This window comes from Herbaspirillum sp. UBA812 (assembly GCF_002296545.1).
Lineage (GTDB): Bacteria > Pseudomonadota > Gammaproteobacteria > Burkholderiales > Burkholderiaceae_D > Herbaspirillum > Herbaspirillum huttiense.
Genome location: NZ_DBIC01000298.1, coordinates 15,110 through 41,977 on the forward strand (window position 1 = coordinate 15,110; position 26,868 = coordinate 41,977).

Consider the following 26,868-nt stretch of genomic DNA (forward strand, 5'->3'; position numbering starts at 1 on the left):
GACCGAAACCAGCAAACTATTTATATATTTATAGGATTTGACGGAACAGGGACCATTGACCCCGCCTCATCCGCATCGCCACCGTATCGACAAGGACACGCTGCATGACTACCCAAAGCACGCTCCCGGCCGGACAGGCCGTACAGACCACCCTGCGCCCCATGCGCCCCGAGGACCTGGCCAGTTGCCACGCCATGAGCCTGCACCTCTACTGGCCGCACCGGCTGGCCGACTGGCAGTTCCATCATCAGGTCAGCAGCAGCTGGGCGGTGGAACTGGAAGAACCCGATGGCAAGCGCAGCGTGGCCGGCAGCGGCATGCTCTGCCCGCTCGGTGAGGACTATGCCTCGCTGGGCCTGGTCATCATCACCGATGCCCTGCAAGGCCGTGGCCTGGGCCGCGCCATGATGCAGCGCCTGCTGCAGGATGCCGGTACGCGCAACGTCATCCTCAATGCCACCGAGGCCGGACGCCCGCTCTATGAGAAGCTGGGCTTCGTGGTCACCGACACCCTGAGCCAGCACCAGAGCACCACCGCGCGTGCCACCCCGGTACTGGCCGCAGGCGCGCGCATCCGCCCGCTGCGCAAGGACGAAGTGCCTTATCTGCTGGCACTGGACCGCCAGGCCAGCGGCATGGACCGCAGCGCCCTGCTGGTGCCGCTGCTGGACACCTCTGAAGTGGCCGTGCTGGAACAGGCGGGCCAGGTCAAGGGCGTGGCCTATCTGCGCGAGTTCGGGCGCGGCCGCGTGATCGGCCCCGTCATCGCCAGCAATGTGGAAGATGCGAAGACGCTCATCGCTTACTGGATCAACGCCTATCCCGGCGCTTATCTGCGCATCGACGTGCCGGGCCGGACCGGCCTCAAACCGTGGCTCGAAGAGATCGGCCTGACCTGCGTGGACAACGTGGTCAGCATGTGCCGTGGCACCCCGCCCGCGCCCGCCACCGCGTGGCGCACCTATTCCATGATCAACCAGGCACTGGGCTGAACGGCCCGCACGAGACCACCATGACTTTTCTCTACAAGGCCGATCCGGTACGCGGCGCCGAATGGGCGCAACTGTTTGCCGAGAAGGCCCCTGAGCTGCCCTTCCATATCTGGCCGCATGAAGGCGATGGCAGCAGCGTGCGCTATCTGGCCGCATGGACGCCGCCGGAGGATATCGCCCAGCGCTTCCCCCATCTGGAAATCCTGTTCTCGGTCGGGGCCGGCATCGACCAGTTCGACATGTCCACCCTGCCCCCGGACCTGCCGGTGGTGCGCATGACCGAGCCAGGCATTGCCGCCGGCATGGTGCAGTACGTGACGCACGCCGTGCTGGGCCTCCATCGTGACAGCCGGATTTATGCGCGCCAGCAACGTGACCAGGTGTGGCGCGCCCATCGCGTGCGCCCGGCCTCGGCCTGCCGCGTCGGCGTGCTCGGACTGGGCATGCTGGGACGCGCCGTGCTGCAGCAGTTGCACGGACTGGGTTTTCCCTGCGCGGGATGGAGCCGTTCGGCGCACCAGATGGACGGCATCGATTGCTACAGCGGCAGCGATGGCCTGCGTGACTTCCTGGCGCGTACCGATGTGCTGGTGTGCCTGGTGCCGCTGACCGACGATACGCGTGGCCTGCTCAACCGCGAGCTGTTTGCGCAATTGCCGCGCGGTGCCGCGCTGGTCAACGTGGGACGCGGCGGCCATCTGGTGGAAGACGACCTGCTGGCCGCTCTCAATGACGGCCAATTGAGCGCCGCCGTGCTGGACGTGTGCGAGACCGAACCCTTGCCGCAGGGCCATCCCTTCTGGACCCATCCCGACATCGTGCTCACGCCGCACATCGCCAGCATGACCCAGCCCGATGGCGCGGTCGATGCGGTGCTGGAAAACCTGCGCCGCCATCGCGCGGGCCTGCCGCTGCTGGGCCTGATCGATCGCCAACGCGGTTACTGATGCCTCACCGTCACTTCATCCGGAGATGCCGCATGGCAAACAAAATGCCGAACCGCCCCGCCACAACGGCATGCCATGCCGCTGGCGGCGTGCAGTTCGCGTCACGGCGCTGGCCTTTGCGTTCTATCCTTGATGACGTGGCGCAGTGCGTCTGCCGCCTCACCTTTCCCCATTCACCTGCCTGAAGCCCCGACCATGAAGCTGGAATCCTACTGGACCGATTCTGCACCGCTGTTCATCTCCCCCACGCGCGAGCTGCCCACGCAGGTTGACGTGGCCATCGTCGGCGGCGGCTTCACCGGCTTGTCGGCAGCACTGGCTTTCGCCAAGCGCGGGGCCTCGGTGGTGGTGCTGGAAGCCGGCCCCCATGTGGCGGCGGAAGCCTCGGGCCGCAACGGCGGCCACGTCAACAACGGCCTCGCGGTGGACTATGCCGAGGTCGCCGCCAAGGTCGGCGTGGAGCGAGCCCGCGCCTGGTATCACGCCTATGACGACGCGGTCGACACGGTGGCACGGCTGGTGGAGCAGGAGCAGATCGCCTGCGATTTCCTGCGCCACGGCAAGCTCAAGATGGCCACCAAACCCTACCAGATGGACGCCCTGCAACGCAGTGCCGACCGTCTCATCGCCGATGGCGTGGACAGCGATGTGGAGATCCTCGATGCCGCCCGCGTGCGCGCCGAGGTGCAAAGCGAGCGCTTCCACGGCGGCCTGCTCTACAAGCGCAGCGGCCAGATGCACATGGGCCGCTTCGCCTGGGGCCTGGCCACGGCGGCCGAACGTCACGGCGCGGCCATCCATACCGGTACCGAAGTGCGACGCCTGGAACGCATCGGCGACACCCACGCGCATCGTGTCCACACCGCACGCGGCACCATCACGGCCAAGCAGGTGCTGCTGGCCACCGGGGCCAGCCGTCACGGTGCCTATGGCAGCTTCGGCTGGCTGCGCCGACGCATCGTGCCCATCGGCAGCTTCATCGTGGTGACCGAACCGCTGGGCGCCGAGCGCGCTGCCACGATGCTGGCCAGGCAGCGCACCTATACGACGGTGGCCAACATCCACCACTATTTCCGCATGACACCCGATACCCGCCTGGTCTTTGGCGGACGGGCGCGCTTTGCGATTTCCAGTCCGCAGTCCGATGCGGCCAGCGGCGAGATCCTGCGCCAGGGCCTGCACGAGACCTTCCCGCAGCTGGGCCAGGTGCGCCTGGACTACTGCTGGGGCGGCCTGGTCGACATGACGCGCGACCGCCTGCCGCAGGCTGGCGAACGCGACGGACTGTATTACTCCATGGGCTACAGCGGCCACGGCACGCAGATGTCGGTGCACATGGGCCAGTGCATGGCACAAGTGATGGCGGGTGACGCGCTGGCGAACCCCTGGCGCGAACGCGAATGGCCGGCCATCCCCGGCCACTTCGGGCCGCCGTGGTTCCTGCCGGTGATCGGCCTGTATTACCAGCTCAAGGACAAGCTGGCCTGATGATGCGCCGCTGGCTGCATTAACTTTTATTGAATGCTCGTTGATAGTTGCATTAACTTTTGCTGAATGCTCACCATGACCTCTCTGACTCTGCAACGCCAGGACCTGATGCCCGGCGCCCAACTGATCGGCGCCGACTGGCGCGCAGCGGCCGATGGCCGCGTACTGGACGTGACTGACCCGGCCACTGGCCAGGTGTTTGCCACCGTGCCGGACGGCACCGCCGCTGACGCGCGCGCCGCCGTCGATGCGGCCGTGGCTGCCTTCCCGGCCTGGCGCGCCACGCCGGCCAAGCAGCGCGCCACCATCATCAAGCGCTGGAACGATCTGCTGCTGGCGCACCAGGAAGACCTGGGCCGCCTGATCTCGCGCGAACAGGGCAAGCCGCTGGCCGAAGCCAAGGGCGAAGTGGCCTATGCCGCCAGCTACGTGGAATGGTTCGGTGAAGAAGCCACGCGCGCCAATGGCGACATCATCCCGGCACCGGTCACCGGCCGCCGCATGATGGCATTGAAGGAACCGGTGGGCGTGGTGGCGGCCATCACGCCGTGGAATTTCCCGGCGGCGATGATCGCCCGCAAGATCGCCCCGGCCCTGGCCGCGGGCTGCACCGTGGTGTGCAAGCCGGCCGAGGATACGCCGCTGACGTCACTGGCGCTGATCCGCCTGGCGCTGGAAGCGGGCGTGCCGGCCGGGGTCATCAACATCGTCACGGCCTCGCGCGAACGTACCCCGGAAGTGGTCGATGTGTGGCTGGCCGATGGCCGCGTGCGCAAGATCAGCTTCACCGGATCGACCGCCGTCGGCAAGCACCTGGCGCGCCATTCGGCCGACACCTTGAAGAAGCTCTCGCTGGAACTGGGCGGCAATGCGCCCTTCATCGTCTTTGATGATGCCGATGTGGACGCCGCCATCGATGGCGTGATGGCCGCCAAGTTCCGCAATGGCGGCCAGACCTGCGTGAGCCCCAACCGCATCTACGTGCAAGACAAGGTCTATGAAACCTTCGTGGCCAAGCTCGGGGCGCGCGTGGCGGCACTGAAGGTCGGCCCGGCCACTGATCCGGCTTCGCAGATCGGCCCGATGATCAACGCCCGCGCCATTGGCAAGATCGACCAGCACGTGCGCGACGCCATCGAACGCGGTGCGCGCGTGATCACCGGCGGCAAGCGCCTGCAGGGCTCCGGCTTCGAAAGCGACAACTACTATGCCCCGACCGTGCTGGCCAACGTCACCGGCGAGATGCAATGCAGCTGCGAGCAGACCTTCGGACCGGTGGCACCAATTACCCGCTTCTCGACGGAAGAGGAAGTGATCGCCGCCGCCAATGCCACGCCCTTCGGTCTGGCTGCGTATTTCTATTCGACCGATGTGCGCCGCATCCATCGCGTCACCGATGCGCTGGAAAGCGGTATCGTGGGCGTCAACGAAGGTGCGCTGGCAGCGGAAGCCGCGCCCTTCGGCGGCGTGAAGGAATCCGGTTATGGCCGCGAAGGCTCGGTGCATGGCCTGGATGATTACCTGCACACCAAGTACGTTTGCCAGGGCCAGCTCTGAGTCCTCCCCTGCCTAGCTGCCCCTCTCACTGAAACCAACAGGAGCCACCATGCCCGCGCTGTCCACCCACGAGCCCGAGACCGCCCGCGAGCCCTTGCCCGACCTGCTCTTGCGGCCGATTGCAACGGATGACCTGGGCCACTGCCACCGGCTGTCGCTGCGCTTCAAGTGGCCACACCGGCTGGAAGACTGGAATTTCCTGCTGCAGATGGGGCAAGGCTACCTGCTGGAAAACACCGCCGCGGACGCGGCGCTGCGCACCGTCGGCAGCGTGGTCTGCACCACCTATGGCGAGCATCATGCAGTCATCGGCATGCTGCTGGTGCAGACCGAGTTGCAGCGGCGCGGCCTGGGACGGCGGCTGATGCAGCATGCGGCCAGCGAGGTCAATGGCCGCAGCCTCATCGTCAACGCGACGGCGGCCGGCATGCCGCTCTACAAGCAACTGGGTTTCGTGCAGCAGGATGTGCTGCACCAGTTCCAGGGCTCGTCAGCGCAGCCGGTGCTGGTGTCGCTGCCACCGGGCGAGCGCGTGCGGCCGATGGGCAAGAATGATGTCCATCGCCTGCTGGAACTGGATGCGCAGGCCACCGGCATGGATCGCAGCAAGCTGCTGCTGGCCCTGCTGGAGATATCCGAAGGCGTGGCACTGGACCGCGATGGCGAGATGCTGGGCTTTGCGCTGGTGCGCCGCTTCGGCCATGGCCGCGTGATCGGGCCGGTGGTGGCACCCGACGCGGAACGCGCCAAGGGATTGATCGCACACTGGATCAATACTTATTCGGACTCCTTCATCCGCATCGACGTCTTCGAATCGAGCGGCCTGCCGGCCTGGTTCGACAAGCTGGGCCTGACCTGCGTGGACCACGTCACGCGCATGTGCAAGGGTGAGCCGCCGGTACGTGATGCGGGCATGCAGCTGTTTTCCATCGTCAATCAGGCGCTGGGCTGAGGCTGGGCTGAAGTGTCCGCGCTGCTGCCGCAGAAAATGCCGCAGCAGCGCGCAAAACCCATGAAGATGCTTTTTCAGCCCCGCATCTTGCGCATCGCCTGCGAGGCCGAGGGCATAGGATAGAACACATGCCGGTTGTGCCGTTTGCCTGCACGGCCTTGTTCAACGCATCTTCAGCGAGTCCACCTCTATGCAAACTTCCGCCCTGGCCGCGCTCGACCGCAGCCACCTGATCCACCCCGTTGCCAGCTTCCGCGAGCATGAAGAACTGGGACCCATCATCCTCAAGTCGGGCCACGGCGCCTACCTGACCGATCACCAGGACAAGCAGCTGCTGGATGCCTTTTCGGGACTGTGGTGCGTCAACACCGGCTATGGCCAGGAGAGCGTGATCCGTGCCGCCACCGAGCAGATGCAGCGCCTGCCCTATGCCACCGGCTATTTCCATTTCGCCTCGGAACCGGCCATCCTGCTGGCCAAGAAACTGGTGGACATCAGCCCGGCGTCGCTCAAGCACGTGTATTTCACCTTGGGCGGTTCCGATGCGGTGGATGCGGCCATTCGCTACATCACGCACTATCACAACTCCATCGGCAAGCCGACCAAAAAGCATTTCATCTCGCTGCAGCGTGGCTATCACGGTTCGTCCTCGGTGGGCGCGGGCCTGACTGCATTGCCCAATTTCCATTACAACTTCAACCTGCCGCTGCCGACCCAGCATTACCTGCCCTCGCCTTACCCTTACCGCAGCGAGCTGCAGGGCGATGAAGCGATCATCGCGGCCTCGGTGCAATCGCTGCGCGACAAGGTCGCCGAACTGGGCGCGGACAATGTGGCCGCCTTCTTCTGCGAACCGATCCAGGGTTCCGGTGGCGTGGTGGTGCCGCCCAAGGGCTGGCTCAAGGCCATGCAGCTGGCCTGCAACCAGCTCGACATCCTGTTCGTGGTGGACGAGGTCATCACCGGCTTCGGCCGCACCGGCCCGATGTTCGCCTGCCTGGACGAAGACGTGCAGCCCGACCTGATGACCATGGCCAAGGGCTTGACCGCCGGCTATGCGCCGATGGGCGCGGTGATGATGTCGGACCGTGTCTACAACGGTATTGCCGATGGCGCACCGATGAGCACCGTGGTCGGCCATGGCCAGACCTACTCGGCCCATCCGGTCAGTGCGGCGGTGGCGCTGGAGGTCCTGCGGCTCTATGAGGAAGGCGGTCTGCTGGAAAACGGCCGACGCCTGGAACCGGTCTTCGCCGGTGGCCTGCGCGCCCTGCTCGATCATCCGCTGGTGGGCGATGCGCGCAGCCGTGGTCTCCTGGGCGCACTGGAACTGGTGGCCGACAAGCAGACCAAGGCCCGCTTTGCACCCGAGTTGAAGCTGCACGATCGCATCTTCCAGGTGGCCTATCGCCATGGACTGGTGTTCCGCGCCTTCGGCGACAACATCCTCGGCTTTGCGCCCGCGCTGTGCTACACGGAAGAGGATTTCGCGCTGATGTTTGCGCGCCTGCGGGCCATCCTCGATGAAGTGCTGGCCCAACCCGAGGTGCGCCAGGCCGTGCGCTGAGCCGGCCCATGCGAGTATCGCCTCCGGCACGATGGGGAAATCGCCGCCGGAGGGGTTAAAATGCCCTGCTACATCCTGCCGGATTGCGCTGCGTGCGATACGCGAGGCAGACCGGCAGGCTGAGTCGAATAACCCGAGGCAACATGATGACTAACGGCGCGTTGAAACTGGACCGGATCGATCTGAGGATTTTGTGTCACCTGCAGCAGAATAGCCGCATTACCAATGTAATCCTGGCCGACGCCGTCGGCCTCTCGCCCAGTCCCTGCCTGATCCGTGTCAAACGCCTGGAGAAGGCCGGCTACATCAGCGGCTATGGCGCGTATATCCGTCTGGAGAAACTGGCCGACGTCCAGATCGTGTTCACCGAGGTGACGCTGTCGGACCATCGGCGCGAAGACTTCGCCAAGTTCGAAGCCACCATCCGCAACGTCGATGAAATCATCGAATGCCATCTGGTCAGCGGTGGGTATGACTACCTGCTCAAGTTCATGACCCGCAGCGTGGTGCACTACCAGAGCGTGATCGAATCCCTGCTGGAACAGAACCTGCGCATCGAGAAGTACTTCAGCTACATCGTCATCAAGTCGCCCTTCATCAAGCATCACTATCCGCTGGAAAAATTCATCCAGACCTGAGGCGCATGAGCTGGCCGCCGCCGGACGATGTCGTGCGGCGCCAGCCAGGCACGCTCTGCAGGCGGCGATAGCGCTGTCTGCACGGTTTTCCGCAGGCTTTTTCGGGCCTTTTTCCTGGCTTTTTTCCTGCCCCTTTTTCTGTACAGACGATCGCGGATGGTCCTGATCGTTTTTGCACACCGCCTGTCAATTTCCGCACAGCAAGTTCTTTCCAGGGCAGGAAGCCCTCGGCCTCATCTTTACATTTATGCCCTCCGCGAAGGCCGGATTGCGGCATCTCCATCCAATCTCCACAAATCCCCCAGAAAAACACCACTATTGGTCAGCAAACTCCCCTTTACTTTTGTAAAGACGTGCCGTTAACCTTCGGGTGTGCTGACGAAGGGTCAGTTTCTCAAATTACAAGAACATCACGTTTGCTTAGGGGTCAACATGGCAACTTCCACTGGGACGATCTCGACATCGGCCGGTCCGCTTGACGTTTCGACGCTGGTCAACCAGCTCATCGCGGTCGAGAGCAAGTCCAAGCTCACACCGCTGAAGACCAAGGAAAGCGGCTTCAATACGCTCATTTCCGCGTATGGCTCGCTGAAGAATGCACTGACCAGCTATCAAAGCGCCCTGAAGGTCATGACGGCCGCCAGTTTCAGCGCACAGAAGACCACCGTGTCCAATGCCGGCACCGGCACCAGCCTGACCACCGATCCGTTCACGGCAGAAGCCAACAGTGACGACTCGACCAAGGTCCTGGCACAGAAGCTGAAATCCGGTGGCTATGCCAGCGGCGCCACCTTCAATGCCGGCGACTCGATCGCCATCAAGATCGGCACCAACTCGCCCACCTTCATCACGCTGCAGGCCAATGCCACCCTGGCGGGCGTGCGCGATACCATCAATGCCTCCAAGGCCGGCGTGACGGCCTCCATCGTCACCGATGGCAGCGGCGACCATCTGGTCCTGGAATCCAATACCGGCGGCACGGCCAACACCATCAAGGTCACGGCCAACAATTCGCTGTCCGGGCTGAGCTATGACCCCAGCGTGTCGGGCTCGGTGACGCAGATCCAGGCCCCGCGCGATGCCACCAAGGCCGCCGCCGGCAAGTACAGCATTGGCGTGAGCCAGCTGGCACAGGCGGTCAAGGTCAGCTCGGCCGGCATCGTGCCCGGCACCACCTTCGACAATGGCGTGCTGGCCATCAAGACCGGCAATGGCTCGACCACGCTGATCCAGCCCAAGACCAATACCCTGGCCGGTGTGCGCGATGCCATCAACGCCAGCGATGCGGGCGTCAATGCGGCCATCGTCAGCGACGGCACCAACGACCACCTGGTGCTCACCGCCAAGGACAGCGGCGCGGCCAACAGCCTGCGGGTCAGCGGCACCGGCAATTTTGCGGTGTTCAACTTCGATCCCAGCGGCACCGTCACCACCACGGGCGTGGCGACCAACCAGACTTACAGCAGCGGTAGCCTGGCGCTGCAGGTCGGCAGCAAGTCCTTCACCATCACCCCGACCGATCTCGACAACAGCGGTGCCATCGGCCTGAACGACGTGATGAAGGCCATCAACGATGCCAATACCGGCGTGACCGCCAGCATCAGCAACGACGGCAGCAATGACCATCTGGTGCTCACGCCGGCCGGCACGGATCCGATCAAGCTGGTCGGCAGCAATGACTATGCCAACCTGTCCGGCAGCAGCATGGGGCAATTGGCCAAGGCGCAGGATGCCAAGCTGACCATCGATGGCGTGGCGGTGACCAGCACCACCAACAAGGTCAGCAATGCGATTTCGGGCGTGACGCTGAACCTGGCGAAGGTGACGACGGCGGCGGACAATTTCTCGCTGTCCATCGCCAATGACACCAGCGGCCTGTCGACGGCGGCCAACAGTTTCGTGACGGCCTACAACAACCTGGCCAAGGCCGTGACCAACCTCACCAAGCAGACCCCGTCCACCACCAAGGGTCAGGCCAGCACCGGCTCGCCGCTGGCAGCGGAATCTTCCGTGCTGAACATGATGACGCAGATCCGCGGCACCATGCTGGGTGCACTGGGCGACGATGGCGGCATGAACCTGTCGCAGGTGGGGATCTCGTTCCAGAAGGATGGCACGCTGGCGCTGGATGCGACCAAGCTGACGACGGCCGGCAACAAGGATTTCGACGCGGTCGCCAAGCTCTTCACCGGGACCTCCGGCGTAGTGCCCAAGCTGCAGAAGCTGATGGACAGCATCCTGGGCGACAGCGGCACGCTGGCCACCAAGACCAAGGGCCTGCAGGACAGCCTCAAGACCGTGACCGACCAGCAGACCGCGGCCAATGATCGGCTGCAAACCCTGAAGGACAACTACACCAACCAGTTCAACCGGCTCAACGTCACGCTGGCGACGATGCAATCGCGGCAGAGCTACCTGACGCAGCAGCTGGCGAAGTTGTCCAAGTCGTCGTGATGAGAACGGCCGCGCCGAATGGCGTGGCAGAGGAAGCGGTGACACCGGGTTGCGCGTCACCGCTGCATCGAATAAATCCCAGGTTGCTCCGCTTTATCCGAAGCCCAATGGAAAAACCCCGCTGCAAGCGGGGTTCGTCGTTAAACTCTCGTGTGTCCTCGGGGGGAAGCTTGCGCTAACAAATCCCGGGGCTCGCGTGGCGACTATAGGGGTTAACGGGTGCGATGTCAATTCAGGCACAGATAGCGGAAATCCACCGGGCACTCTCGCCCGCGCGCATCTCGACCTACGCGGCGGCCACCCACTGCCACAGCCCCGACGACCCTGCCGCACTCAATCTCTATCTGTGGAACGCGCAGGTCTCCGCTGCCTTCCTGACACCCCTGCACTTGTGTGAAGTCGTGCTGCGCAATGCGGTGGACGACGCCCTTGGTGCCAAATACGGTGCTGCGTGGCCATGGGCCTTCGCCTTTGAACAAAGCTTGCCCGCCAGTTCGATCGCGTATGGTGCGCGCCATGATTTGGCCAAGGCCCGGGCAGGACTACCGATCGGGCAGACGGGCAAAGTGATTGCGGAACTCAAGTTCGTCTTCTGGCAGCGCATGTTCGCCGCAAGGCATGATGGACGACTATGGAATCCTCACCTGCGGCGCGTCTTCCCGTATCTCGATCCGCGCCGCTCCGTGGCACAACATCGCAAGGCCATCCATGACGCACTTGAAACGATCCGACAATTGCGTAACCGCATCGCCCATCACGAGCCGATATTCCACCGTGCGCTGGAGGCCGAGTATCAATTGATCGGTCAACTGATCGCTTGGCGTTCGCCACAGACCTTCCGCTGGATGCATCAGCACCAGCAAATCACTACCTGGCTGGCCGCCCGTCCATAAGCGGCGCGGTATCGTTATACTGGCTACCTGCCCCATGACGACAACAAGCACGTTACAGCGTGCAAACCAGGAATGGAGACTCAGTGACCACCCTCAACTACCTCGATGACTTCCAGCCCGGCCAGGTATTTCGCTCGCCGGGCACACTCACCGTGAGCGCCGAAGAGATCAAGCAGTTCGCCCAACAGTACGATCCCCAGCCCTTCCACCTCGACGACGCTGCTGCACAGCAGACCTTCTTCCGCGGCCTGGCCGCCAGCGGCTGGCATACCGCCGCGCTGACCATGCGCCTGCTGGTCGATACCCTGCACATCCAGGGCGGCATCATCGGTGCCGGCTTCGATGAATTCCGCTGGCCGCGTCCGACCCGTCCCGGCGATGTACTGCGCCTGGAAGCCGAAGTGCTGGGCATCAAGACTTCGCAATCCAAGCCGCAGCAGGGATTCCTCAACCATCGCGTGACGACTTACAACCAGCACGACGAAGCCGTGCTCATCATGACCGGCAACCTGCTGGTACCGCGCCGCAGCCCGGGTTGATCGCTTACGCGGCGTCGGGCTGTTGCGCCGGATGCGCCTGCTCGAAAGCGGGCAGCGCATTGCAGGCGGCCTCGATGGCGCACAGCGTCGGGTAAGGCGCCATGTCCACTTCGAAACGGCGCGCATTGAAGATCTGCGGAATCAGGAAGCAATCGGCCATGGTCGGTGCATCGCCTACGCAGAAGTGGCCACGCGTGGTATCGGCCGCCAGTTGCTGTTCCAGCGCGGTGAAACCGAGCTTGATCCAGTGCTGGATCCAGGCCGTCTTCTGTGCCTCATCCACCGCCAGCGCGTGCTTGAGATAACGCAGCACGCGCAGGTTGTTCAGCGGATGGATTTCACAGGCGATGGCCAGCGACAGTTCGCGAATATGCGCACGCGCAAAGGCATCGCCCGGCAACAGGGAGGGCGTCGGATAGCGCTCTTCCAGATACTCCAGCATCGCCATCGATTGCGTGAGCAGCTTGCCCTGGTCGGCCAGTACCGGCACCAGCGCATGCGGATTCAACTGCGTGAAGGCGGGCAGCAATTGCTCGCCGCCCTGGTTCAACAAATGCACGGCCGCCGTTTCGTAAGCCACGCCTTTGATGTTCAGGGCGATGCGCACGCGATACGAGGCCGAGCTGCGGAAATAGCTGTAGAGGGTAGTCATGCGCTTGCTTCCTTCAGGAAAGACAATCGGATCAGGCCAGGCTGCGGGCAGGCAACACGGTGCCGGCCGCTTCACCGAAACCGATATTGGGCAAGCCATCGCGACGAGCCACTGCGCGCAGGATGATGGTATCGCCATCTTCCAAGAAGACGCGCTTCTCGCCATTGGCCAGGGTCAGCGGGGTCTTGCCGCCACCGCTCAGTTCCAGCAGCGAACCGGCCTGGTCCGGCGCCGGACCGGACAAGGTTCCCGACCCGAAGAAGTCGCCCGGCCGCAGGTTGCAGCCATTGACGGTATGGTGCGTGACCAGCTGCGCCACGGTCCAGTAGGCATCCCGATAGTTGCCCAGCGAGAGCCGTTGCGGCGCACTGCCCGCTTCACGCATGGCCGCGGTCTGGATCAGCACTTCCAGTTCGATGTCAAAGGCACCGCTCTCGCGCAGGGTCGGCGCATCCAGGTAAGGCAGCGGCTGCGGGTCCTCCGCCGGGCGCGTCCATCCGCAACGATATGGCGCCAATGCCTCCAGCGTGACGATCCAGGGCGAGATGGTAGAAGCAAAGCTCTTCGACAGGAAGGGGCCCAGCGGCTGGTATTCCCAGGCCTGCACATCGCGTGCGGACCAGTCGTTCAGGAGACAAAGTCCAAACACCTTGTCCTCGGCCTGCGCCATCGGGACCGGCTCGCCCAGCGCATTGCCGCCGCCGATGAAGATGCCCAGTTCCAGTTCGTAATCCAGCCGCTTGCAGGGACCGAAAGCGGGCAGGTCTGCATCGGGGGCCTTGGTCTGGCCGACCGGACGGCGGAACTGCTGGCCCGAGATCGCGATGGAAGAAGCACGGCCGTGATAGCCGATGGGCACCCACTTGTAGTTGGGCAGCAGTGGATTGTCGGGACGGAACAGCTTCCCTATCGTGGTGGCGTGGTGGATCGATGTGTAGAAGTCGGTGTAGTCGCCGATCACGGCCGGTACATCGTATTCGGCCTGGGCTTGCGGAACCAGGCAGGCGGCCAGTTCGGACTGATGCGCCGAACCGCTGCGCAGCAGACGCGACAATGCCAGGCGCAGTGCCGACCAGGCAGTCGGCGTGAGCGCCATCAGGGCATTGAGGCTGCTGCCGCTGCAGGCGGCATGGGCTGCCGTGCGCGTGGCTTCATCGAAGCCCGAGAAGGCGCCTGCAGCCTGCGCGGCCGGCAGGTCCAGAATCTGGTCGCCGATGGCCACGCCCGCGCGGTACGCTTCTTCACTGCCGCTGCGGCGAAACACGCCGTAAGGCAGGTTCTGGATCGGGAAGCTGCAGTTTTCTGCATTTGCGCTCTGGACCCAGCTACGCAGCGAGGTGTCATGGGTTTCGTTCAGTGTCAGGCTAGGCAGGCTCATGCGCGCTCCGGGTTGAAGTTCTTCTGGATGCCCAGCCAGCAGTCCTGATAATCGCGCTGCAAGGTCGGCGCGGACAGGGCGTGACGGGTCGGGCAAAGGATGTTGCGGGTCTCGAACATGAAGGCCATGGTGTGGTCGACCTTGTTCGGGGTGCTGGTATCGATGCGGCTGGCTTTCTCGAAGGTGGCCGCGTCCGGTCCGTGACCGCTCATGCAATTATGCAGGCTGCCGCCGCCGGGCACAAAGCCGCCGCCTTCCTTGGCATCGTACTGGCCGGTGATCAGGCCCATGTATTCGCTGGCCACGTTGCGGTGGAACCAGGGCGGACGGAAGGTATTTTCAGCGGCCAGCCAACGCGGCGGGAAGATCACGAAGTCGATCGTATCCACGCCGGGCGTATCGCTCTGCGACTGCAGCACCAGGAAGATCGAGGGATCGGGATGGTCGTAGCTGATCGAACCGATGGTGTTGAAGTGGCGCAGGTCGTACTTGTAGGGAACATAGTTGCCATGCCAGGCCACCACATCCAGCGGCGAATGGCCGATCTTCGCCTGCCACAGATTGCCGCCGAATTTGGCGATGAGCTGGAAGTCGCCTTCGCGGTCTTCGTACCAGGCGTGCGGCGTGGCGAAATCGCGCGGATTGGCCAGTCCGTTGGAACCCAGCGGACCAAGATCAGGCAGGCGCAGCAGCGCGCCGAAATTCTCACAGATGTAGCCGCGTGCCTCGCCATCCGGCAGACGCACCTGGAAGCGCACGCCACGCGGAATGACGGCGATCTCCTGCGGCTCGATATCGATCACGCCCAGCTCGGTACGCAATTGCAGGCGGCCCAGCTGCGGCACGATCAGCAGTTCGCCATCGGCCGAATAGAAGAAGCGATCGGTCATCGAGCAATTGGCGGCATACAAGTGGATGGCGCAACCGCTCTGGGCTTGCGGAGAGCCGTTGCCGGCCATGGTGACCATCCCTTCGATGAAATCGGTGGGCACGGTCGGCATGGGTAGCGGATCCCAGCGCAACTGGTTGGGCGGCGCTGCGACGTCGTCGAAGTGGCTCACCAGCAGGCCGCGTTCCATCGGCTCAAAGGGATGATGCACTGCTGCCGGACGGATGCGATAGAGCCACGAGCGACGATTGTGACCGCGCGGTGCAGTGAAGGCGGTACCGGAAATCTGCTCGGCATACAGGCCATAGGGCGCACGCTGCGGCGAATTCTGGTGCGCGGGAAGCGCACCCGGCAGGGCCTCGGTGGCGAACTCATTGCCGAAGCCGGACTGGTAGCCGCGTGTATGCACGTGATGGCTGACGGAAGAATCGGTGACGGTATTCATGCGGACACTCCTCGGGAAGTACGATGCAGGCGCGCGATGGTCAGCGCCGAAATCAGCGCCGGCACCGCCGCAGCGATGAACAGCGAACCATTGCTCCACTGCAGCGCGATCAGCTGGCCGCCGATGACCGGCCCGACCACCGAGCCGATGCGGCCGATGCCCAGCGCCCAGCCGATGCCGGTGGAACGCAGCGTGGTTGGGTAGAAGGTACCGGCCAGTGCATTGACGGCCGGTTGTCCACCCACGATGCAGAAGCCCGCCACGATCACCGCCAGGAACAGCAGCACCGGCATGGCCGCCACCTTGCCGATCAGCGCAATGGACACGCAGGCCAGCAGGAAGCAGGTGCCCAGCACGCGGGTGAAGCCGAAGCGGTTGATGAAGCGGCCCAAGGTCAGCGTACCGACCACGCCGCCCACTTGCAGCGAGGTGCCGATCAGCACGGCCATGCTGGTGGAATAGCCGGCGTCTCGAATGAGCGTAGGCAGCCAGTTGGAGAGGAAGTACAGGTTGATCAGGTTCATGAAGCTGATCAACCACAGCAGCACGGTGACAGCCGCGCGGCCATCGCGGAAGAGCGCCGCTACCGGCATGCCTTCGGCCTTGCTTTCCTTGACCACGACCTCGGTCTTGTCATCGATGCGGATAGCGGGATCGAGCTTGCGCAGCCAGCGTGCCACCTGGCTGCGCGCACGACGGTGCAGCACCAGGAACTGTATCGATTCCGGCAGCCAGACCAGCATCGCCAGGCCCAGCACCAGCGGCACTGCACCGCCCACCCAGAACACCGCATGCCAGCCGTGTGCCGGGATCAGCGCTGCGCTCACGAATCCGCCGGCCGCAGCGCCCACGGTAAAGCCGCAGGAGACCAGCATCATGCGGGTCACACGTGAGGATGAGGGACTATATTCACCCACCAGCGCCATCGCATTGGGCATGATGCTGCCCAGTCCGAAGCCGGTGATGAAACGCACGATCAGCAACTGATCGATGGTGGTGACCAGCGGTGTGACCAGCATGCAGACCGCGAAGAACAGGGTCGACGCGATCAGGACCGGACGGCGCCCGTAGCGGTCACCCACGGGGGTAAGCACCAGCGAGCCCAGCAGCATGCCGAACAGGCCGGCACCGAATACCGGTCCCAGGCTGGCCTTGCTCACGCCCCAGTCGGCGATGATGGCCGGGGCCACATAGCCCATGGCCTGCACGTCGAAACCATCGATGATGAGGCACAGGCCGCACAGCAGCAGCAGGCCGAATTGAAAAGTGCCGAACCGGCCCTGCTCCACCACCTGGTCCACATGGACCGTGGGGAGAGCGCCACTTGCGTGGATACTCATTGTCGTGCTCCTCGTCTGTCTTTACGTTTTTTTAGTTGTGTTGCCTGCCATCCATGGGCCGATGAGGCCGACAATGGCAGATTGCATGGCCGTGTGCGCAGGCGCTGCTGCGCGGCTCTTGATGGTGTTGTCGCGCCGTCACTGTAGTGCAATCGCCCTTCTTTTACGATATAAATGCGAAAATACGATCCATTCATTTCATGAATATTGCAGTGCACGCGTTTGCCGTACTGCCGAGCTGACCATGGCCCTCATCGAACCGCGCGACATCGATCTCAACCTGCTGGTGGTATTTCAGGAAGTCTTCCAGGAACGCCAGATCTCCTCGGTCGCCCGCCGGCTGGGGCTGTCGCAGCCGGCCGTGTCCAATGCGCTGGCGCGGTTGCGGCGCAGCTTCGGCGATGAGCTGTTCGTGCGCACGGCGCAAGGCATGCAGCCCACGCCCTTTGCCGAACAGCTGGCCGAGCCGGTGGCTGCGGCGCTGCAGCAGGTGGCCCGTGCTCTCAACCTGCAGGAAGGCTTTGCGCCACAGACCAGCGAGCGCCGCTTCACGATTGCCATGACTGATGTGGGCGAGGTGTATTTCATGCCGCGCCTGATCGAAGCCTGTGCCGAGGTCGCGCCGGGCGTGAGCCTGTCGACCGTGCGTGCCGGCGCCATCGACCTGAAGAGTGAAATGGAAGCCGGCCGGGTGGACCTGGCCATCGGCGCGTTCGACAATCTGTCGGAGGCGCTGTACCAGCGGCGATTGTTCCGCCAGGAATACGTGAGCATGTTCCGCATCGGCCATGCGCTGGACAAGCGCGGCGAAGTCAGCCTCAAGGAATTCCTGGCGGCCGAGCACCTGATGGTGTCTTCGCTGGAGAGTCCTTATGATCGCATCAACCAGAATCTGGAGAAGGCGGGCGTGCTGCCCAGCGTGCGCTTCCGGGTGCCGCATTTCACGGCGGTCCCTTACATCGTCAGCACCACGGCGCTGGTGGTGACGGTGCCGCGCAAGCTGGCCGAGAGTGCTGCCGCGCCCTTCGGACTGCGCTACATCAAACCGCCGCTGCGCCTGCCGGCGCTGCAGACCAACATGTTCTGGCATCGCCGCTACAATCAGGACGAGGGCAATGTCTGGCTGCGCAACCTGATCTCGGCGCACTTTGCGGAATGAATCCGGGCAGGACAACGACTGTGGCCAGAAGGCCGGGGAGACAACATGAACATCTACCGCGACTATGACCGCGAGGCGCTCGACGAGCAATACAACGTGCGCCTGCGTATTACGGATTTCCAGGCGTATTTCGACCGCTTTGCGCGCGAGGGAGAAGCAGCGCGGCAAGCGCATCCGCATCTGACCGATGTGCCTTACGGCGAGGATGCGCTGCAGACGCTGGATTTCTTTCCCGGGCGCAGCAATGGCCGGCCCCTGCTGGTCTTCATCCACGGCGGCTACTGGCGCTCGCTGGACAAGCACCAGTTCAGCCAGCTGGCCCTGCCCTACCTGGCCCAGGACATCAACGTGGCCCTCATCAATTATCGCCTGGCCCCACAAGTGCGCATGGGCGACATCGCCGCCGACTGCGGGCGCGCGCTGCGCATGCTGTATGCCAAGGCGGCGGCGCTGCGCTTCGATCCGGATGCAATCTGGCTCATGGGCCACTCGGCCGGTGCGCACCTGGCCGCACTGATTGCTTCGCTGGGTGCCGCACCGGTGCGCGGCGTGTGCGGCATCAGCGGGATCTATGACCTGGAACCGGTGCGGCTGTCCTATCTGAACGAAGTGCTGCACCTCTCGCCCTCGGACGCCCAGCAGGCCAGCCCGCAGCTGCTGGCCATGCCCAATGGGGTACAGGCCTTGCTGTGCGCGGGCGACGATGAATCGGCGGAATTCCTGCGCCAGCGCGATTTCTATGCGGCCACGCTGCGGCAGTCGGGACATGCGGTGGAAGTCTTGCCGCTGCCCGGGCAACATCACCTGAGCGTGGTGGATGTGGCGGCCGATACCGGGAGCAGTTTGACTCGGACCCTGTTGAAGATGATGTTGGGGTAAACGAGCTTGCCGATGTCGCCCCAGCCACGCTACGTCCCGGTGGCTGGATGCTGTAGCGGAGAGACACTGAAGTCAGCTTGCCTTGCCCGGTCGGCGCATCTTGGCTCGAGGCTTTTCCGTAACGGCAATGGGCGCGCGCAGGACCTTCACCGGTTCGGGTGTCAAATCAAACGTCTTGTTGCCTGGGAACGTTGCCGTCAGCACCAATTGACCGCCCAAGCCCCGCACGAAGTCCATGACGCTGCTCACTAGCAGGTCATCACGACTTTCCATCTTCGAAATGGCTGCCTGCTGAATATTCAAACTCGCGGCAAGGCTGGCCTGCGTCACTTGCAGGCTCTTGCGCAATGCCTGCAATTTGATGCAGGTCTGCATGGATTCGGTTCTTGCGTTTGCCTGCACTTGCGCCTCAGGATGCATGCGGGCGCGCAATTCACTAAATTTTTTTGCCATGATCGACTGCCTCCTTGCTCAGTGTGTCGAGATGAACGTCGTAGAGCCTGTCCGCGAGAGGGATGGTGTGCTCGTACCAACGATGGTTTCCGGTCTTGTCTCCGCCAATCAACAGGATCGCATGCCGCAATGGATCAAATGCGTAGAGCACCCGGTAAGGTCTTCCGGCATGCTGGATCCGAAGCTCTCTCATGTGCGCATGCCTGGAACCGAGAATTCCAGAACTGTATGGGTGTCGGAGAGCGGGTCCGTTTTTCTCCAGCAGGCCGACGTAGGCAGCCACGGACGTCTGCTCAGCATCATTGAGCCGATCCCACCAGTCTTCGAATTCATCGGTAAATTCTACCTCGCATTGCATGCTTTATTCCCCTGAAGTTATATTCCACTTAAGGAATTTTTTGAAGATGGCAGGAGAATTTCCGGCAACATGCGCTCCTGGCTTGGTCGGCCAGGTTAACCAGCAAGACTGGCAAATAATTTCCTCAAGGAAAATTCATGGTGGAGCTCGAAGAGTTTTGTGTACGGACAGCTACATCACGCCACCCAAAACAACAATAAGAATCATTTTCATCTGAACTATAATACCGGCCTGACCCGCCGGTCGCCCCCGCTGCGGCCCGGCAGACAAGACCAACAAGGCGCATGCGCGCCTCTCGCCGCCCTAGTGATACATGTTCAAGAAGATCTGGTTCCAGTTGCACTGGTTCATCGGCATTACTGCCGGCACCCTGTTGATGACCATCGGCGTGACCGGCGCCGTGCTGGCTTTCCGCGAAGAAATCATGGAAGCCCTGAGCCCCGGCGTGATGCATGTGCAAGTGCGCCAGCAGGCCACGCTCACGCCCCAGCAACTGCTGGACAAACTGCGTGAGGCCGAACCGGCCCGGCGCGTCACCACCCTCACCCTCACTTCTGAACCCGGCGCCTCGGCCCGCGTGGTGTTCGCGCCGCCGCCCGGCGTGCGGCGCGGTGAGGTGCGCTATGCCGATCCCTATACCGGCGCGCTGCTGCCGCCGGTGACAGGCGCGGAATTCTTCGAGTTCATCGAGCACTTCCACCGCTGGCTGCTGCTGCCCACCGAGATCGGCAAGATCGTCCTGGGCACGCTGGCACTGGCGCTGCTGATGCTGGCGCTCTCCGGCCTCTACCTGCGCTGGCCGCGCCGCCCGCTGTCGCTGCGCGCCTGGCTGCGGCTGGACTTCCAGTTGCAGGGCCGCTCCTTCCTGTGGAATCTGCATTCGGTGATCGGTACCTGGTCGCTGGTGATGTATGTCGTGTTCTCCATCACGGGTGCCTACTGGGCGCTGGACTGGTTCAAGGACGGCCTCAATACGCTGGCCGGCGAGAGCCGCCGCCCCGCCATGCAGCGCGGCGAAGGCAAGAAGAAACCGGCCACGGACGAAGCCATCCCGCTGGAACTGACCCAGGCCTGGAACAGTTTCCTCGCCAAAGCACCGGACTACCAGAGCGCCCAGCTGCGCCTGCCGGAACAGGGATCACAGCCGGTGCAGATCTTCTTCCTCGATCACGGTGCGCCCCATGAGCGCGCCCGCAGCCGCATGGTAGTCCTGCCGCAGAGCGGCGAGGTCCGGCAGCTGGAACGTTACGAGGACAAGAGCAATGGCGGCAAGCTGATCGCCGCCATCTATCCGCTGCACATGGGCACTTACTTCGGCCTGCCGGGCCGCATCATCATGGCCATCGCCAGCCTGATGATGCCGCTCTTCGGCATCACCGGCTGGATGCTCTATCTCGACCGCCGCCGCAAGAAAGCCGCGCTGCGCGCCGAACGTGCCAGCCTCAACGGCACCGCACCCGCTCCCGAAGGCGAACCGGTCCTGGTGGCCTATGCCTCGCAGACCGGCCAGGCCGAGCGCATCGCCCTGCATACCGCTGCCGGCCTGCGCCGCAGCGGCATCGCCGTGCAGCTGCAAGCGCTGGCACAAAGCACGCCGGAGAGCTTGCGCCATCACCGCCGCATCCTCTTCATCGCCAGCACCTTTGGCGAGGGCGATGCGCCCGACAGCGCACGCGGCTTCGAAAAGCGCCTGCGCCAGGCCGCAGGGCAGTCGCTGGCCCACGTGCAATACGCCATCCTGGCGCTGGGCGACCGTCACTACGCACAGTTCTGCGGCTTCGGCCACACCCTCGACCACGGCCTGCGCCAGTGCGGGGCCAAGCCCCTGTTCCCGCTGGTGGAAGTGGACCGCATGGCCGGCGTGGCGCTGCGCAAATGGGAAACTGAACTGGCTGCCCACGGACTGCAGGCGAATGTGAGCGAACTCCTGCCCACCACTGCACCGGCATGGCAACAATGGAAGCTGACACGACGCGTGCTGATGAATCCGGGCAGCCAAGGCGCGCCGCTGTATCACGTGGAATTAAAGCCGCAGGACGGCAGCCTGCCCGACTGGCAAGCCGGTGCACTGGTGGAGATCCTGCCGCGCCACGCACCGGATCGTATCGCCCTGCTGCTGCAGCGACTGCAGCTGGATGGCAGCGCCATGGTGAGCCATCAAGGCCGCCAAAAGACGCTGGCCGACGCGCTGGCCTGCAGCGTGCTGCCCACGCATCCCGTACGGGATGCCCAAGCCCTGGCCGACCAGTTGCAGCCCCTGGCCGCGCGTTCGTACTCGGTGGCCTCGGTGCCACAGGATGGCGCGGTGCACCTGCTGGTGCGCCAGGTCCGGCATGAAGACGGACTGGGACTGGCCTCCGGCTGGCTGACCGAATTTGCACCAGACGATGCGTCCATCGATCTGCGACTGGTGGAGAACGCCGGTTTCGCTCCGGTCGCGGCCGATACGCCGGCCATCTTCATCGGCAATGGCTCGGGCCTGGCCGGCTTGCGCGGTCACCTGCGCGCACGCATGCAGCACGCAGAAACGCAGTCCCGCAACTGGCTGCTTTTTGGAGAACGTAACGAACGTTACGATTTCCTGTATGCCGATGAATTGCAAGACTGGCTGGAGCACGGCCGCCTGGCGCGCCTTGACCTCGCCTTCTCGCGTGACCAGAGCGAACGCCTGTATGTACAGGACCGCCTGCGTGAAGCCGGGCCCGAGCTGCGCCAGTGGCTGGACCAGGGGGCCGTCATCTACGTCTGCGGCAGCCTGGAAGGCATGGCCGCCGGTGTCGATGCCGTCCTCACGGACCTGCTGGGCGAAGCCGGCCTGCATGCCCTGATCGAACAGAATCGCTATCGCCGCGACGTTTACTGATGATTCCCGCCGGATGGATCGTCGATCCATCCGCCTCTCCTCCTGCGGGATGCAACACCTCCCGCGCCCCCCTGTAGGCAGCTCCCGCTTTCCTCTGTAGGACAGTTCCGATTCGTGCCTGCGGCCGCGCTACGGCGCTGCGGCCGGGCATATACTCGTCCGCACAGCGTTGCCTGCCGACGCCGGACAGCGTCGCGGTCCATGGCAGCGCCCAACCGGGATCCTTCCATGACCAACAAGAAAATGAGATTGAGGAGCTGGTCCGCCGCCGGGCTCGTATTGCTGCTGAGCTCGGTGATGCTGGCCGCGTGCAGTTCGCTGCCCACCATCGTGCCCGACATGGACACGCAATCGGCCCGCACCATCCAGATGAAGGGCGGACGCGGCGTACTCTCGGAGGCACAGGCCAAGGCCGCGCTGGACAAGCTGCGCGCGCAGAATGCCGACAACACCCTGCTGGACCGCCACGTGGCCATCGAAGGCGCCATCACCGGCTCGCCGCTGGTCACCGGCAACAAGGTCACGCTGCTCATCGACGGCCCGGCCACCTACGCCTCCATGCAGCAGGCCATCCAGGCCGCGCGCTATCACATCAACATGGAAACCTACATCATGGAAGACGATGAGGTCGGCCGCCAGTTTGCCGATCTGCTGATCGCCATGCAGAAAAAGGGAGTCCAGGTCAACCTGATGTATGACAGCGTGGGCAGCATCAATACCCCGCGCGAATTCTTCCAGCCCCTGATCGATGCCGGTGTCCACGTGCTGGAATTCAACCCGCTCAATCCGACGCAGCTGCGCAAGGACTGGGCCGTCAACCAGCGCGATCACCGCAAGCTGCTGGTGGTCGATGGCAAGACCGCTTTCGTCGGCGGCATCAACATCAGCAGCGTGTATTCCAGCGGGTCCTTCAGCACCCGCAAGAAAAAACCACAGCTCAACAAGGACGGCGAGCAGATCCCTTGGCGTGATACGCAGGTGCGCATCGATGGCCCGGTGGCGCTGGAATTCCAGAAGCTGTTCATTGAGACCTGGGGCAAGCAGCGCGGTCCGGACCTCGGCGACCATCGCTATTTCCCGCCCGTGGCCCCGGCCGGCAACGAGATCGTGCGCGCCATCGGTAGCTCACCGGATGATCCTTACAGCATCATCTACGCCACCTTCATCTCGGCCATCCAGCATGCCGAGAGCTCGATCTACCTGACCAATGCCTACTTCGTGCCCGATCCGCAACTGCGCGATTCGCTCAAGGATGCGGCCCGGCGCGGCGTGGATGTGCGCCTGATCCTGCCCTCGCACAGCGACTCCTCGCTGGTGCTGTATGCCTCGCGCTCCTTCTACAGCGAACTGCTGGAAGCGGGCGTGCGCATCTACGAGCGCCAGGACGCGCTGCTGCATTCCAAAACCGCGCTCATCGATGGCGTCTGGTCCACCATCGGTTCGACCAACCTCGACTGGCGCAGCTTCGTCTACAACCAGGAAATCAATGCCGTGATCCTGAGCCCGCAATTCGGGGCCCAGAATAAAACCATGTTCGACCGGGATCTTGGCGCCTCCAAGGAAATCACAAAGGAACAATGGGAGCAGCGCCCGATCAGTGAAAGGATGAAGGAATTTGGTGCCAGCGTCTGGTCCCGCCTGCTTTGAGCGCGGCGGGAAACGCCGGTGAATGAACGAATGTACTGAAATCGAAAAGGAGTCCGGTTTGCGATCGATGTTGTCCCGTCTGACCTCACGCTTGTTGCTGGCTGCCACCTGTGCCCTGGCGGTCGGCAGCTGGGCACATGCCCAAACCCAGACCGGTGCGGTCGCCATGAAGAGCCGTTACGAAGAATTGCAGGGCGAGCTCAGCAACAACGGTTACCATCGCCCGCTTTACCTGAATTCGCGCGAGGAGGGCGGCAACGTCAAGGGCGACATCTATGCCGTGCTGAGCTATCCCTTTGCGCAAGTGCGCGAGTCGCTGGACAATCCTGATCATTGGTGTGACATTCTCATCCTGCACCTCAACACCAAGTATTGCCGCATGATGCGCGAGAACGGCAAGACCACCCTGCGCATGCAGGTCGGCAAGAAGACCGAACAGGATCTCAACGATACCTACCGCGTCGACCTGCGCTATCACGGCGGGGCCAGCGCGGTCGATTATTTTTCGTCCTCGATGCTGGCCGACAAGGGTCCGCTGGACACCTCCAACTATCGCATCGAGATTGAAGCCATTCCGCTGGATGACAAGCGCTCCTTCCTGCATTTCAGCTATGCCTATTCCTATGGCATGGCCAGCAAGCTGGCGCTGCGTGCCTACCTGATGACGGCCGGCCGCGACAAGGTCGGTTTCAGCGTGGTCAAGCGCGAGGCCAACGGACAGCCGCAGTATGTCTCGGGCAGCCGCGCCACGGTGGAGCGCAATACCATGCGCTATTACCTGGCCGTCGATGCCTATCTGTCCGGCCTGGAAGCACCGGCCGGAGAACGGCTGGAGAAGCGGCTGACGGCCTGGTACGGTGCGACCGAACAATATCCCCGCCAGTTGCATGAGGTCAGCCGCGAGGACTATCTCTCCATGAAGCGCAAGGAAGTGGCGCGGCAGCAGAAGGCCGCTCAGTAATCCTGCACTTCGGCCTGCTCACGCAGCCACTCAAGGAACGCAGCCACCGCAGGCCGGCGCGCATGATGCGCCGGATAGACCGCAAAGTGCGCCTTGACCTTGATGGCGCGTTCCAGTCCAAAGACCGGTTTCAGTTTCTTTTCCTCGATGTGTCGCGCGGCCACGGTCGCGCTCTCCAGCGCCACGCCCAATCCCTGGGTGGCGGCATCCAGTGACATCTGTGCGCGGTCGAAGCGCACAGCGAATTGCTCCGGCGGACGCACGTCCGCAAATTCCCCGAACCAGTCCGACCACTGCACCACGCTCACATTGCTGCGAATGAGCTTCACGCCCAGCAGATCGGCAGGTTTTTTGAGCTTGTACTCACGGATGAAAGCCGGGCTGGCCAGCGGCACGATGCGCTCTTCAAAGAGCGGTTCCACCACCAGTCCCGGCCAGTTGGGAATGCCGTAGCGGATGTCGATATCGACCTCGCCCAGTTCGAAATTGCTCTGCGAGTGTGCCGCCGAGAGATTGAAGGTGATCTCCGGATAGGTGCGCGCGAAATCATTGAGCCGTGCCATCAGCCACAGGCTGGCGATGCTGGGCGCGGAGTGGATGTAGAGCGTATTGCTGACCCCCTGCCGCACATCCATGGAGGCCGCCGTAATGGCCGAGATCGCCCCCTGGATGCGCGCCAGATAGCTCTCCCCGGCCGTGGTGATGCGCACGCCATGCGCGCTGCGCTCGAAGAGGCGAATGCCGAGATAGGACTCCAGCCGCGCCACCTGATGGCTCACCGCCGAAGCGGTCAGGTGCAGCTCGGCCGCCGCCAGCGCAAAACTCTTGCGCCGGGCCACCGCTTCGAAGGCCTGAAGGTTGGGTAACGGCGGGAGAACGGCCATGGACGGGCTCTGTGGCTAAGATGATGATCCGTCACTTTAACATGACGAGACTTCGCTTGTCGTCAGGCGAGGAAAGTTCGACCATGCCCATCAGAACAAAAACGGAGACATGGTCAAATCCCCTGCATGCTGCACGGCAGCACGCGCCATCGCGCATCCGCGCTGTCTCCGCTGTTGCTCACTTCAACGCAAACATCTGGAGAACACGACATGCTGCTCAAGGACAAGGTTGCCGTCATCACCGGCGGTGCAGGAATCAACGGACTGGGCTACGCCACCGCGCGCCTGATGGCCGGACAAGGCGCCCGCGTGGTGGTGCTGGACCTGGCGCAAGCCGATCCGGCCGGTGCTGCCGCCCGCATCGGCAGCCAGCATCTGGGGCTGGTGGCGGACGTGACCGACAAGGCTTCCTGCGAGGCGGCCATCGCCCAGGCCGTCAAGCAGTTCGGCCGCATCGACATCCTGGTCAACAATGCCGGCATCACCCAACCCGTCAAGACGCTGGAGATCACCGGTGCGGATTACGACCGCATCCTCGATGTCAGCCTGCGCGGCACGCTCTACATGTCGCAGGCGGTGCTGCCGGCCATGCGTGCGCAGCAGAGCGGTTCCATCATCTGCATCTCGTCGGTATCGGCGCAGCGCGGCGGCGGCATCCTGGGGGGGCCGCACTATTCGGCGGCCAAGGCCGGCGTGCTGGGGCTGGCGCGTGCCATGGCGCGCGAGTTCGGCCCGGAAGGCATCCGCGTCAACAGCATCACCCCCGGCCTGATCGGCACCGACATCATCAAGGGCAAGCTCACCGAAGAAAAGAAGGCCGAGATCGCCGAGACCATTCCGCTGGCGCGCCTGGGCCGTGCCGACGACATCGGCGGCGCCTGCGTCTTCCTCGGCAGCGACCTTTCGCAATACTGCACCGGCATCACGCTGGAC

The 26,868-nt window shown here is 63.6% G+C and carries 23 protein-coding genes; 16 read left to right on the forward strand and 7 right to left on the reverse strand.

The window, feature by feature from the left end; translation table 11 throughout:
* Window positions 1-104 precede the first annotated feature (104 nt).
* The 10 genes from B3873_RS20625 to B3873_RS20670 all read left to right on the forward strand — a co-directional run bounded on the left by B3873_RS20625 (window position 105) and on the right by B3873_RS20670 (window position 12,027).
* Entirely contained in the window at window positions 105-992 is an 888-nt protein-coding gene (locus tag B3873_RS20625) for a GNAT family N-acetyltransferase (protein WP_209532038.1), read from the forward strand.
* A gap of 20 nt (window positions 993-1,012) precedes the next feature.
* The gene (locus tag B3873_RS20630; RefSeq protein WP_209532039.1) at window positions 1,013-1,939 is read left to right on the forward strand and encodes a 2-hydroxyacid dehydrogenase; all 927 of its coding nucleotides are present in this window, start codon (window positions 1,013-1,015) and stop codon (window positions 1,937-1,939) included.
* Window positions 1,940-2,071: 132 nt separating this feature from the next.
* Window positions 2,072-3,427: an NAD(P)/FAD-dependent oxidoreductase gene (locus tag B3873_RS20635; protein WP_286868715.1), complete on the forward strand. Its 1,356-nt coding sequence runs from the start codon at window positions 2,072-2,074 to the stop codon at window positions 3,425-3,427.
* Between the two features lie 75 nt (window positions 3,428-3,502).
* Complete coding sequence (locus tag B3873_RS20640) at window positions 3,503-4,984, forward strand: NAD-dependent succinate-semialdehyde dehydrogenase (protein WP_286868716.1); 1,482 nt, start codon at window positions 3,503-3,505, stop codon at window positions 4,982-4,984.
* A 49-nt stretch (window positions 4,985-5,033) separates the two neighbouring features.
* Window positions 5,034-5,936 carry a GNAT family N-acetyltransferase gene (locus B3873_RS20645; RefSeq protein ID WP_039785952.1) on the forward strand — a complete coding sequence of 301 codons (903 nt, stop codon included), beginning with the start codon at window positions 5,034-5,036 and terminating at the stop codon, window positions 5,934-5,936.
* A gap of 190 nt (window positions 5,937-6,126) precedes the next feature.
* Window positions 6,127-7,503 (forward strand): aspartate aminotransferase family protein, encoded by a 1,377-nt coding sequence (locus tag B3873_RS20650; protein ID WP_039785950.1) that lies wholly within the window; start codon window positions 6,127-6,129, stop codon window positions 7,501-7,503.
* Window positions 7,504-7,646: 143 nt separating this feature from the next.
* A complete protein-coding gene (locus B3873_RS20655; RefSeq protein WP_081486017.1) occupies window positions 7,647-8,141 on the forward strand; it encodes an Lrp/AsnC family transcriptional regulator in 495 nt (164 codons plus the stop codon).
* A 432-nt stretch (window positions 8,142-8,573) separates the two neighbouring features.
* Window positions 8,574-10,595: a flagellar filament capping protein FliD gene (fliD, locus tag B3873_RS20660; RefSeq protein WP_209532045.1), complete on the forward strand. Its 2,022-nt coding sequence runs from the start codon at window positions 8,574-8,576 to the stop codon at window positions 10,593-10,595.
* Window positions 10,596-10,819: 224 nt separating this feature from the next.
* Complete coding sequence (locus B3873_RS20665) at window positions 10,820-11,488, forward strand: hypothetical protein (protein ID WP_276841428.1); 669 nt, start codon at window positions 10,820-10,822, stop codon at window positions 11,486-11,488.
* An 83-nt stretch (window positions 11,489-11,571) separates the two neighbouring features.
* Window positions 11,572-12,027: a MaoC family dehydratase gene (locus tag B3873_RS20670; protein ID WP_134137161.1), complete on the forward strand. Its 456-nt coding sequence runs from the start codon at window positions 11,572-11,574 to the stop codon at window positions 12,025-12,027.
* A gap of 4 nt (window positions 12,028-12,031) precedes the next feature.
* Here B3873_RS20670 and maiA read toward each other — a convergent pair whose 3' ends face one another.
* From maiA to B3873_RS20690, 4 genes are read right to left on the reverse strand one after another with little or no spacing between them, the layout of a single operon-like run.
* Entirely contained in the window at window positions 12,032-12,679 is a 648-nt protein-coding gene (gene maiA / locus B3873_RS20675) for a maleylacetoacetate isomerase (protein WP_039785948.1), read from the reverse strand.
* A gap of 31 nt (window positions 12,680-12,710) precedes the next feature.
* Window positions 12,711-14,057 (reverse strand): fumarylacetoacetase, encoded by a 1,347-nt coding sequence (gene fahA / locus B3873_RS20680; protein WP_286868722.1) that lies wholly within the window; start codon window positions 14,055-14,057, stop codon window positions 12,711-12,713.
* Complete coding sequence (gene hmgA, locus B3873_RS20685; protein WP_286868723.1) at window positions 14,054-15,391, reverse strand: homogentisate 1,2-dioxygenase; 1,338 nt, start codon at window positions 15,389-15,391, stop codon at window positions 14,054-14,056. Before hmgA ends, fahA begins: the two co-directional genes overlap by 4 nt.
* A complete protein-coding gene (locus B3873_RS20690; RefSeq protein WP_286868724.1) occupies window positions 15,388-16,731 on the reverse strand; it encodes an MFS transporter in 1,344 nt (447 codons plus the stop codon). Before B3873_RS20690 ends, hmgA begins: the two co-directional genes overlap by 4 nt.
* Before the next feature lie 244 nt (window positions 16,732-16,975).
* Between B3873_RS20690 and B3873_RS20695 the strand changes: the two genes are divergently transcribed.
* Both B3873_RS20695 and B3873_RS20700 read left to right on the forward strand, forming a co-directional pair.
* Window positions 16,976-17,890 (forward strand): LysR substrate-binding domain-containing protein, encoded by a 915-nt coding sequence (locus tag B3873_RS20695; protein ID WP_121044179.1) that lies wholly within the window; start codon window positions 16,976-16,978, stop codon window positions 17,888-17,890.
* Window positions 17,891-17,935: 45 nt separating this feature from the next.
* Window positions 17,936-18,769, forward strand: coding sequence for an alpha/beta hydrolase (locus tag B3873_RS20700; protein WP_209567777.1), 834 nt, complete (start codon window positions 17,936-17,938; stop codon window positions 18,767-18,769).
* 72 nt (window positions 18,770-18,841) lie between these two features.
* Here the strand turns inward: B3873_RS20700 and B3873_RS20705 are convergent, their stop codons facing one another.
* Window positions 18,842-19,222: an XRE family transcriptional regulator gene (locus tag B3873_RS20705; protein WP_121044185.1), complete on the reverse strand. Its 381-nt coding sequence runs from the start codon at window positions 19,220-19,222 to the stop codon at window positions 18,842-18,844.
* The gene (locus tag B3873_RS20710; protein ID WP_134137167.1) at window positions 19,206-19,580 is read right to left on the reverse strand and encodes a type II toxin-antitoxin system RelE/ParE family toxin; all 375 of its coding nucleotides are present in this window, start codon (window positions 19,578-19,580) and stop codon (window positions 19,206-19,208) included. The genes B3873_RS20705 and B3873_RS20710 overlap by 17 nt, the downstream gene beginning before the upstream one ends.
* 313 nt (window positions 19,581-19,893) lie before the next feature.
* Between B3873_RS20710 and B3873_RS20715 the strand changes: the two genes are divergently transcribed.
* From B3873_RS20715 to B3873_RS20725, 3 genes are all read left to right on the forward strand, one after another.
* Window positions 19,894-22,443: a PepSY domain-containing protein gene (locus tag B3873_RS20715; RefSeq protein ID WP_286868731.1), complete on the forward strand. Its 2,550-nt coding sequence runs from the start codon at window positions 19,894-19,896 to the stop codon at window positions 22,441-22,443.
* Between the two features lie 228 nt (window positions 22,444-22,671).
* Window positions 22,672-24,090: a cardiolipin synthase gene (gene cls, locus B3873_RS20720; RefSeq protein ID WP_039785938.1), complete on the forward strand. Its 1,419-nt coding sequence runs from the start codon at window positions 22,672-22,674 to the stop codon at window positions 24,088-24,090.
* A gap of 67 nt (window positions 24,091-24,157) precedes the next feature.
* Entirely contained in the window at window positions 24,158-25,051 is an 894-nt protein-coding gene (locus tag B3873_RS20725; protein WP_286868733.1) for a hypothetical protein, read from the forward strand.
* Here the strand turns inward: B3873_RS20725 and B3873_RS20730 are convergent.
* Window positions 25,045-25,935, reverse strand: coding sequence for a LysR substrate-binding domain-containing protein (locus B3873_RS20730; protein ID WP_034332118.1), 891 nt, complete (start codon window positions 25,933-25,935; stop codon window positions 25,045-25,047). The genes B3873_RS20725 and B3873_RS20730 overlap by 7 nt on opposite strands.
* 210 nt (window positions 25,936-26,145) lie before the next feature.
* Between B3873_RS20730 and B3873_RS20735 the strand changes: the two genes are divergently transcribed.
* A partial coding sequence (locus B3873_RS20735) for an SDR family NAD(P)-dependent oxidoreductase (RefSeq protein WP_286868734.1) occupies window positions 26,146-26,868 on the forward strand: 723 nt, incomplete at its 3' end.

Coding starts and splice junctions, on each gene's coding strand:
- B3873_RS20625 (WP_209532038.1), top strand. CDS start 105: ATGACTACCCAAAGCACGCTCCCGGCCGGACAGGCCGTACAGACCACC.
- B3873_RS20630 (WP_209532039.1), top strand. CDS start 1,013: ATGACTTTTCTCTACAAGGCCGATCCGGTACGCGGCGCCGAATGGGCG.
- B3873_RS20635 (WP_286868715.1), top strand. CDS start 2,072: ATGACGTGGCGCAGTGCGTCTGCCGCCTCACCTTTCCCCATTCACCTG.
- B3873_RS20640 (WP_286868716.1), top strand. CDS start 3,503: ATGACCTCTCTGACTCTGCAACGCCAGGACCTGATGCCCGGCGCCCAA.
- B3873_RS20645 (WP_039785952.1), top strand. CDS start 5,034: ATGCCCGCGCTGTCCACCCACGAGCCCGAGACCGCCCGCGAGCCCTTG.
- B3873_RS20650 (WP_039785950.1), top strand. CDS start 6,127: ATGCAAACTTCCGCCCTGGCCGCGCTCGACCGCAGCCACCTGATCCAC.
- B3873_RS20655 (WP_081486017.1), top strand. CDS start 7,647: ATGATGACTAACGGCGCGTTGAAACTGGACCGGATCGATCTGAGGATT.
- fliD (WP_209532045.1), top strand. CDS start 8,574: ATGGCAACTTCCACTGGGACGATCTCGACATCGGCCGGTCCGCTTGAC.
- B3873_RS20665 (WP_276841428.1), top strand. CDS start 10,820: ATGTCAATTCAGGCACAGATAGCGGAAATCCACCGGGCACTCTCGCCC.
- maiA (WP_039785948.1), bottom strand. CDS start 12,679: ATGACTACCCTCTACAGCTATTTCCGCAGCTCGGCCTCGTATCGCGTG.
- fahA (WP_286868722.1), bottom strand. CDS start 14,057: ATGAGCCTGCCTAGCCTGACACTGAACGAAACCCATGACACCTCGCTG.
- hmgA (WP_286868723.1), bottom strand. CDS start 15,391: ATGAATACCGTCACCGATTCTTCCGTCAGCCATCACGTGCATACACGC.
- B3873_RS20690 (WP_286868724.1), bottom strand. CDS start 16,731: ATGAGTATCCACGCAAGTGGCGCTCTCCCCACGGTCCATGTGGACCAG.
- B3873_RS20695 (WP_121044179.1), top strand. CDS start 16,976: ATGGCCCTCATCGAACCGCGCGACATCGATCTCAACCTGCTGGTGGTA.
- B3873_RS20700 (WP_209567777.1), top strand. CDS start 17,936: ATGAACATCTACCGCGACTATGACCGCGAGGCGCTCGACGAGCAATAC.
- B3873_RS20705 (WP_121044185.1), bottom strand. CDS start 19,222: ATGGCAAAAAAATTTAGTGAATTGCGCGCCCGCATGCATCCTGAGGCG.
- B3873_RS20710 (WP_134137167.1), bottom strand. CDS start 19,580: ATGCAATGCGAGGTAGAATTTACCGATGAATTCGAAGACTGGTGGGAT.
- B3873_RS20715 (WP_286868731.1), top strand. CDS start 19,894: ATGTTCAAGAAGATCTGGTTCCAGTTGCACTGGTTCATCGGCATTACT.
- cls (WP_039785938.1), top strand. CDS start 22,672: ATGACCAACAAGAAAATGAGATTGAGGAGCTGGTCCGCCGCCGGGCTC.
- B3873_RS20725 (WP_286868733.1), top strand. CDS start 24,158: ATGTTGTCCCGTCTGACCTCACGCTTGTTGCTGGCTGCCACCTGTGCC.
- B3873_RS20730 (WP_034332118.1), bottom strand. CDS start 25,935: ATGGCCGTTCTCCCGCCGTTACCCAACCTTCAGGCCTTCGAAGCGGTG.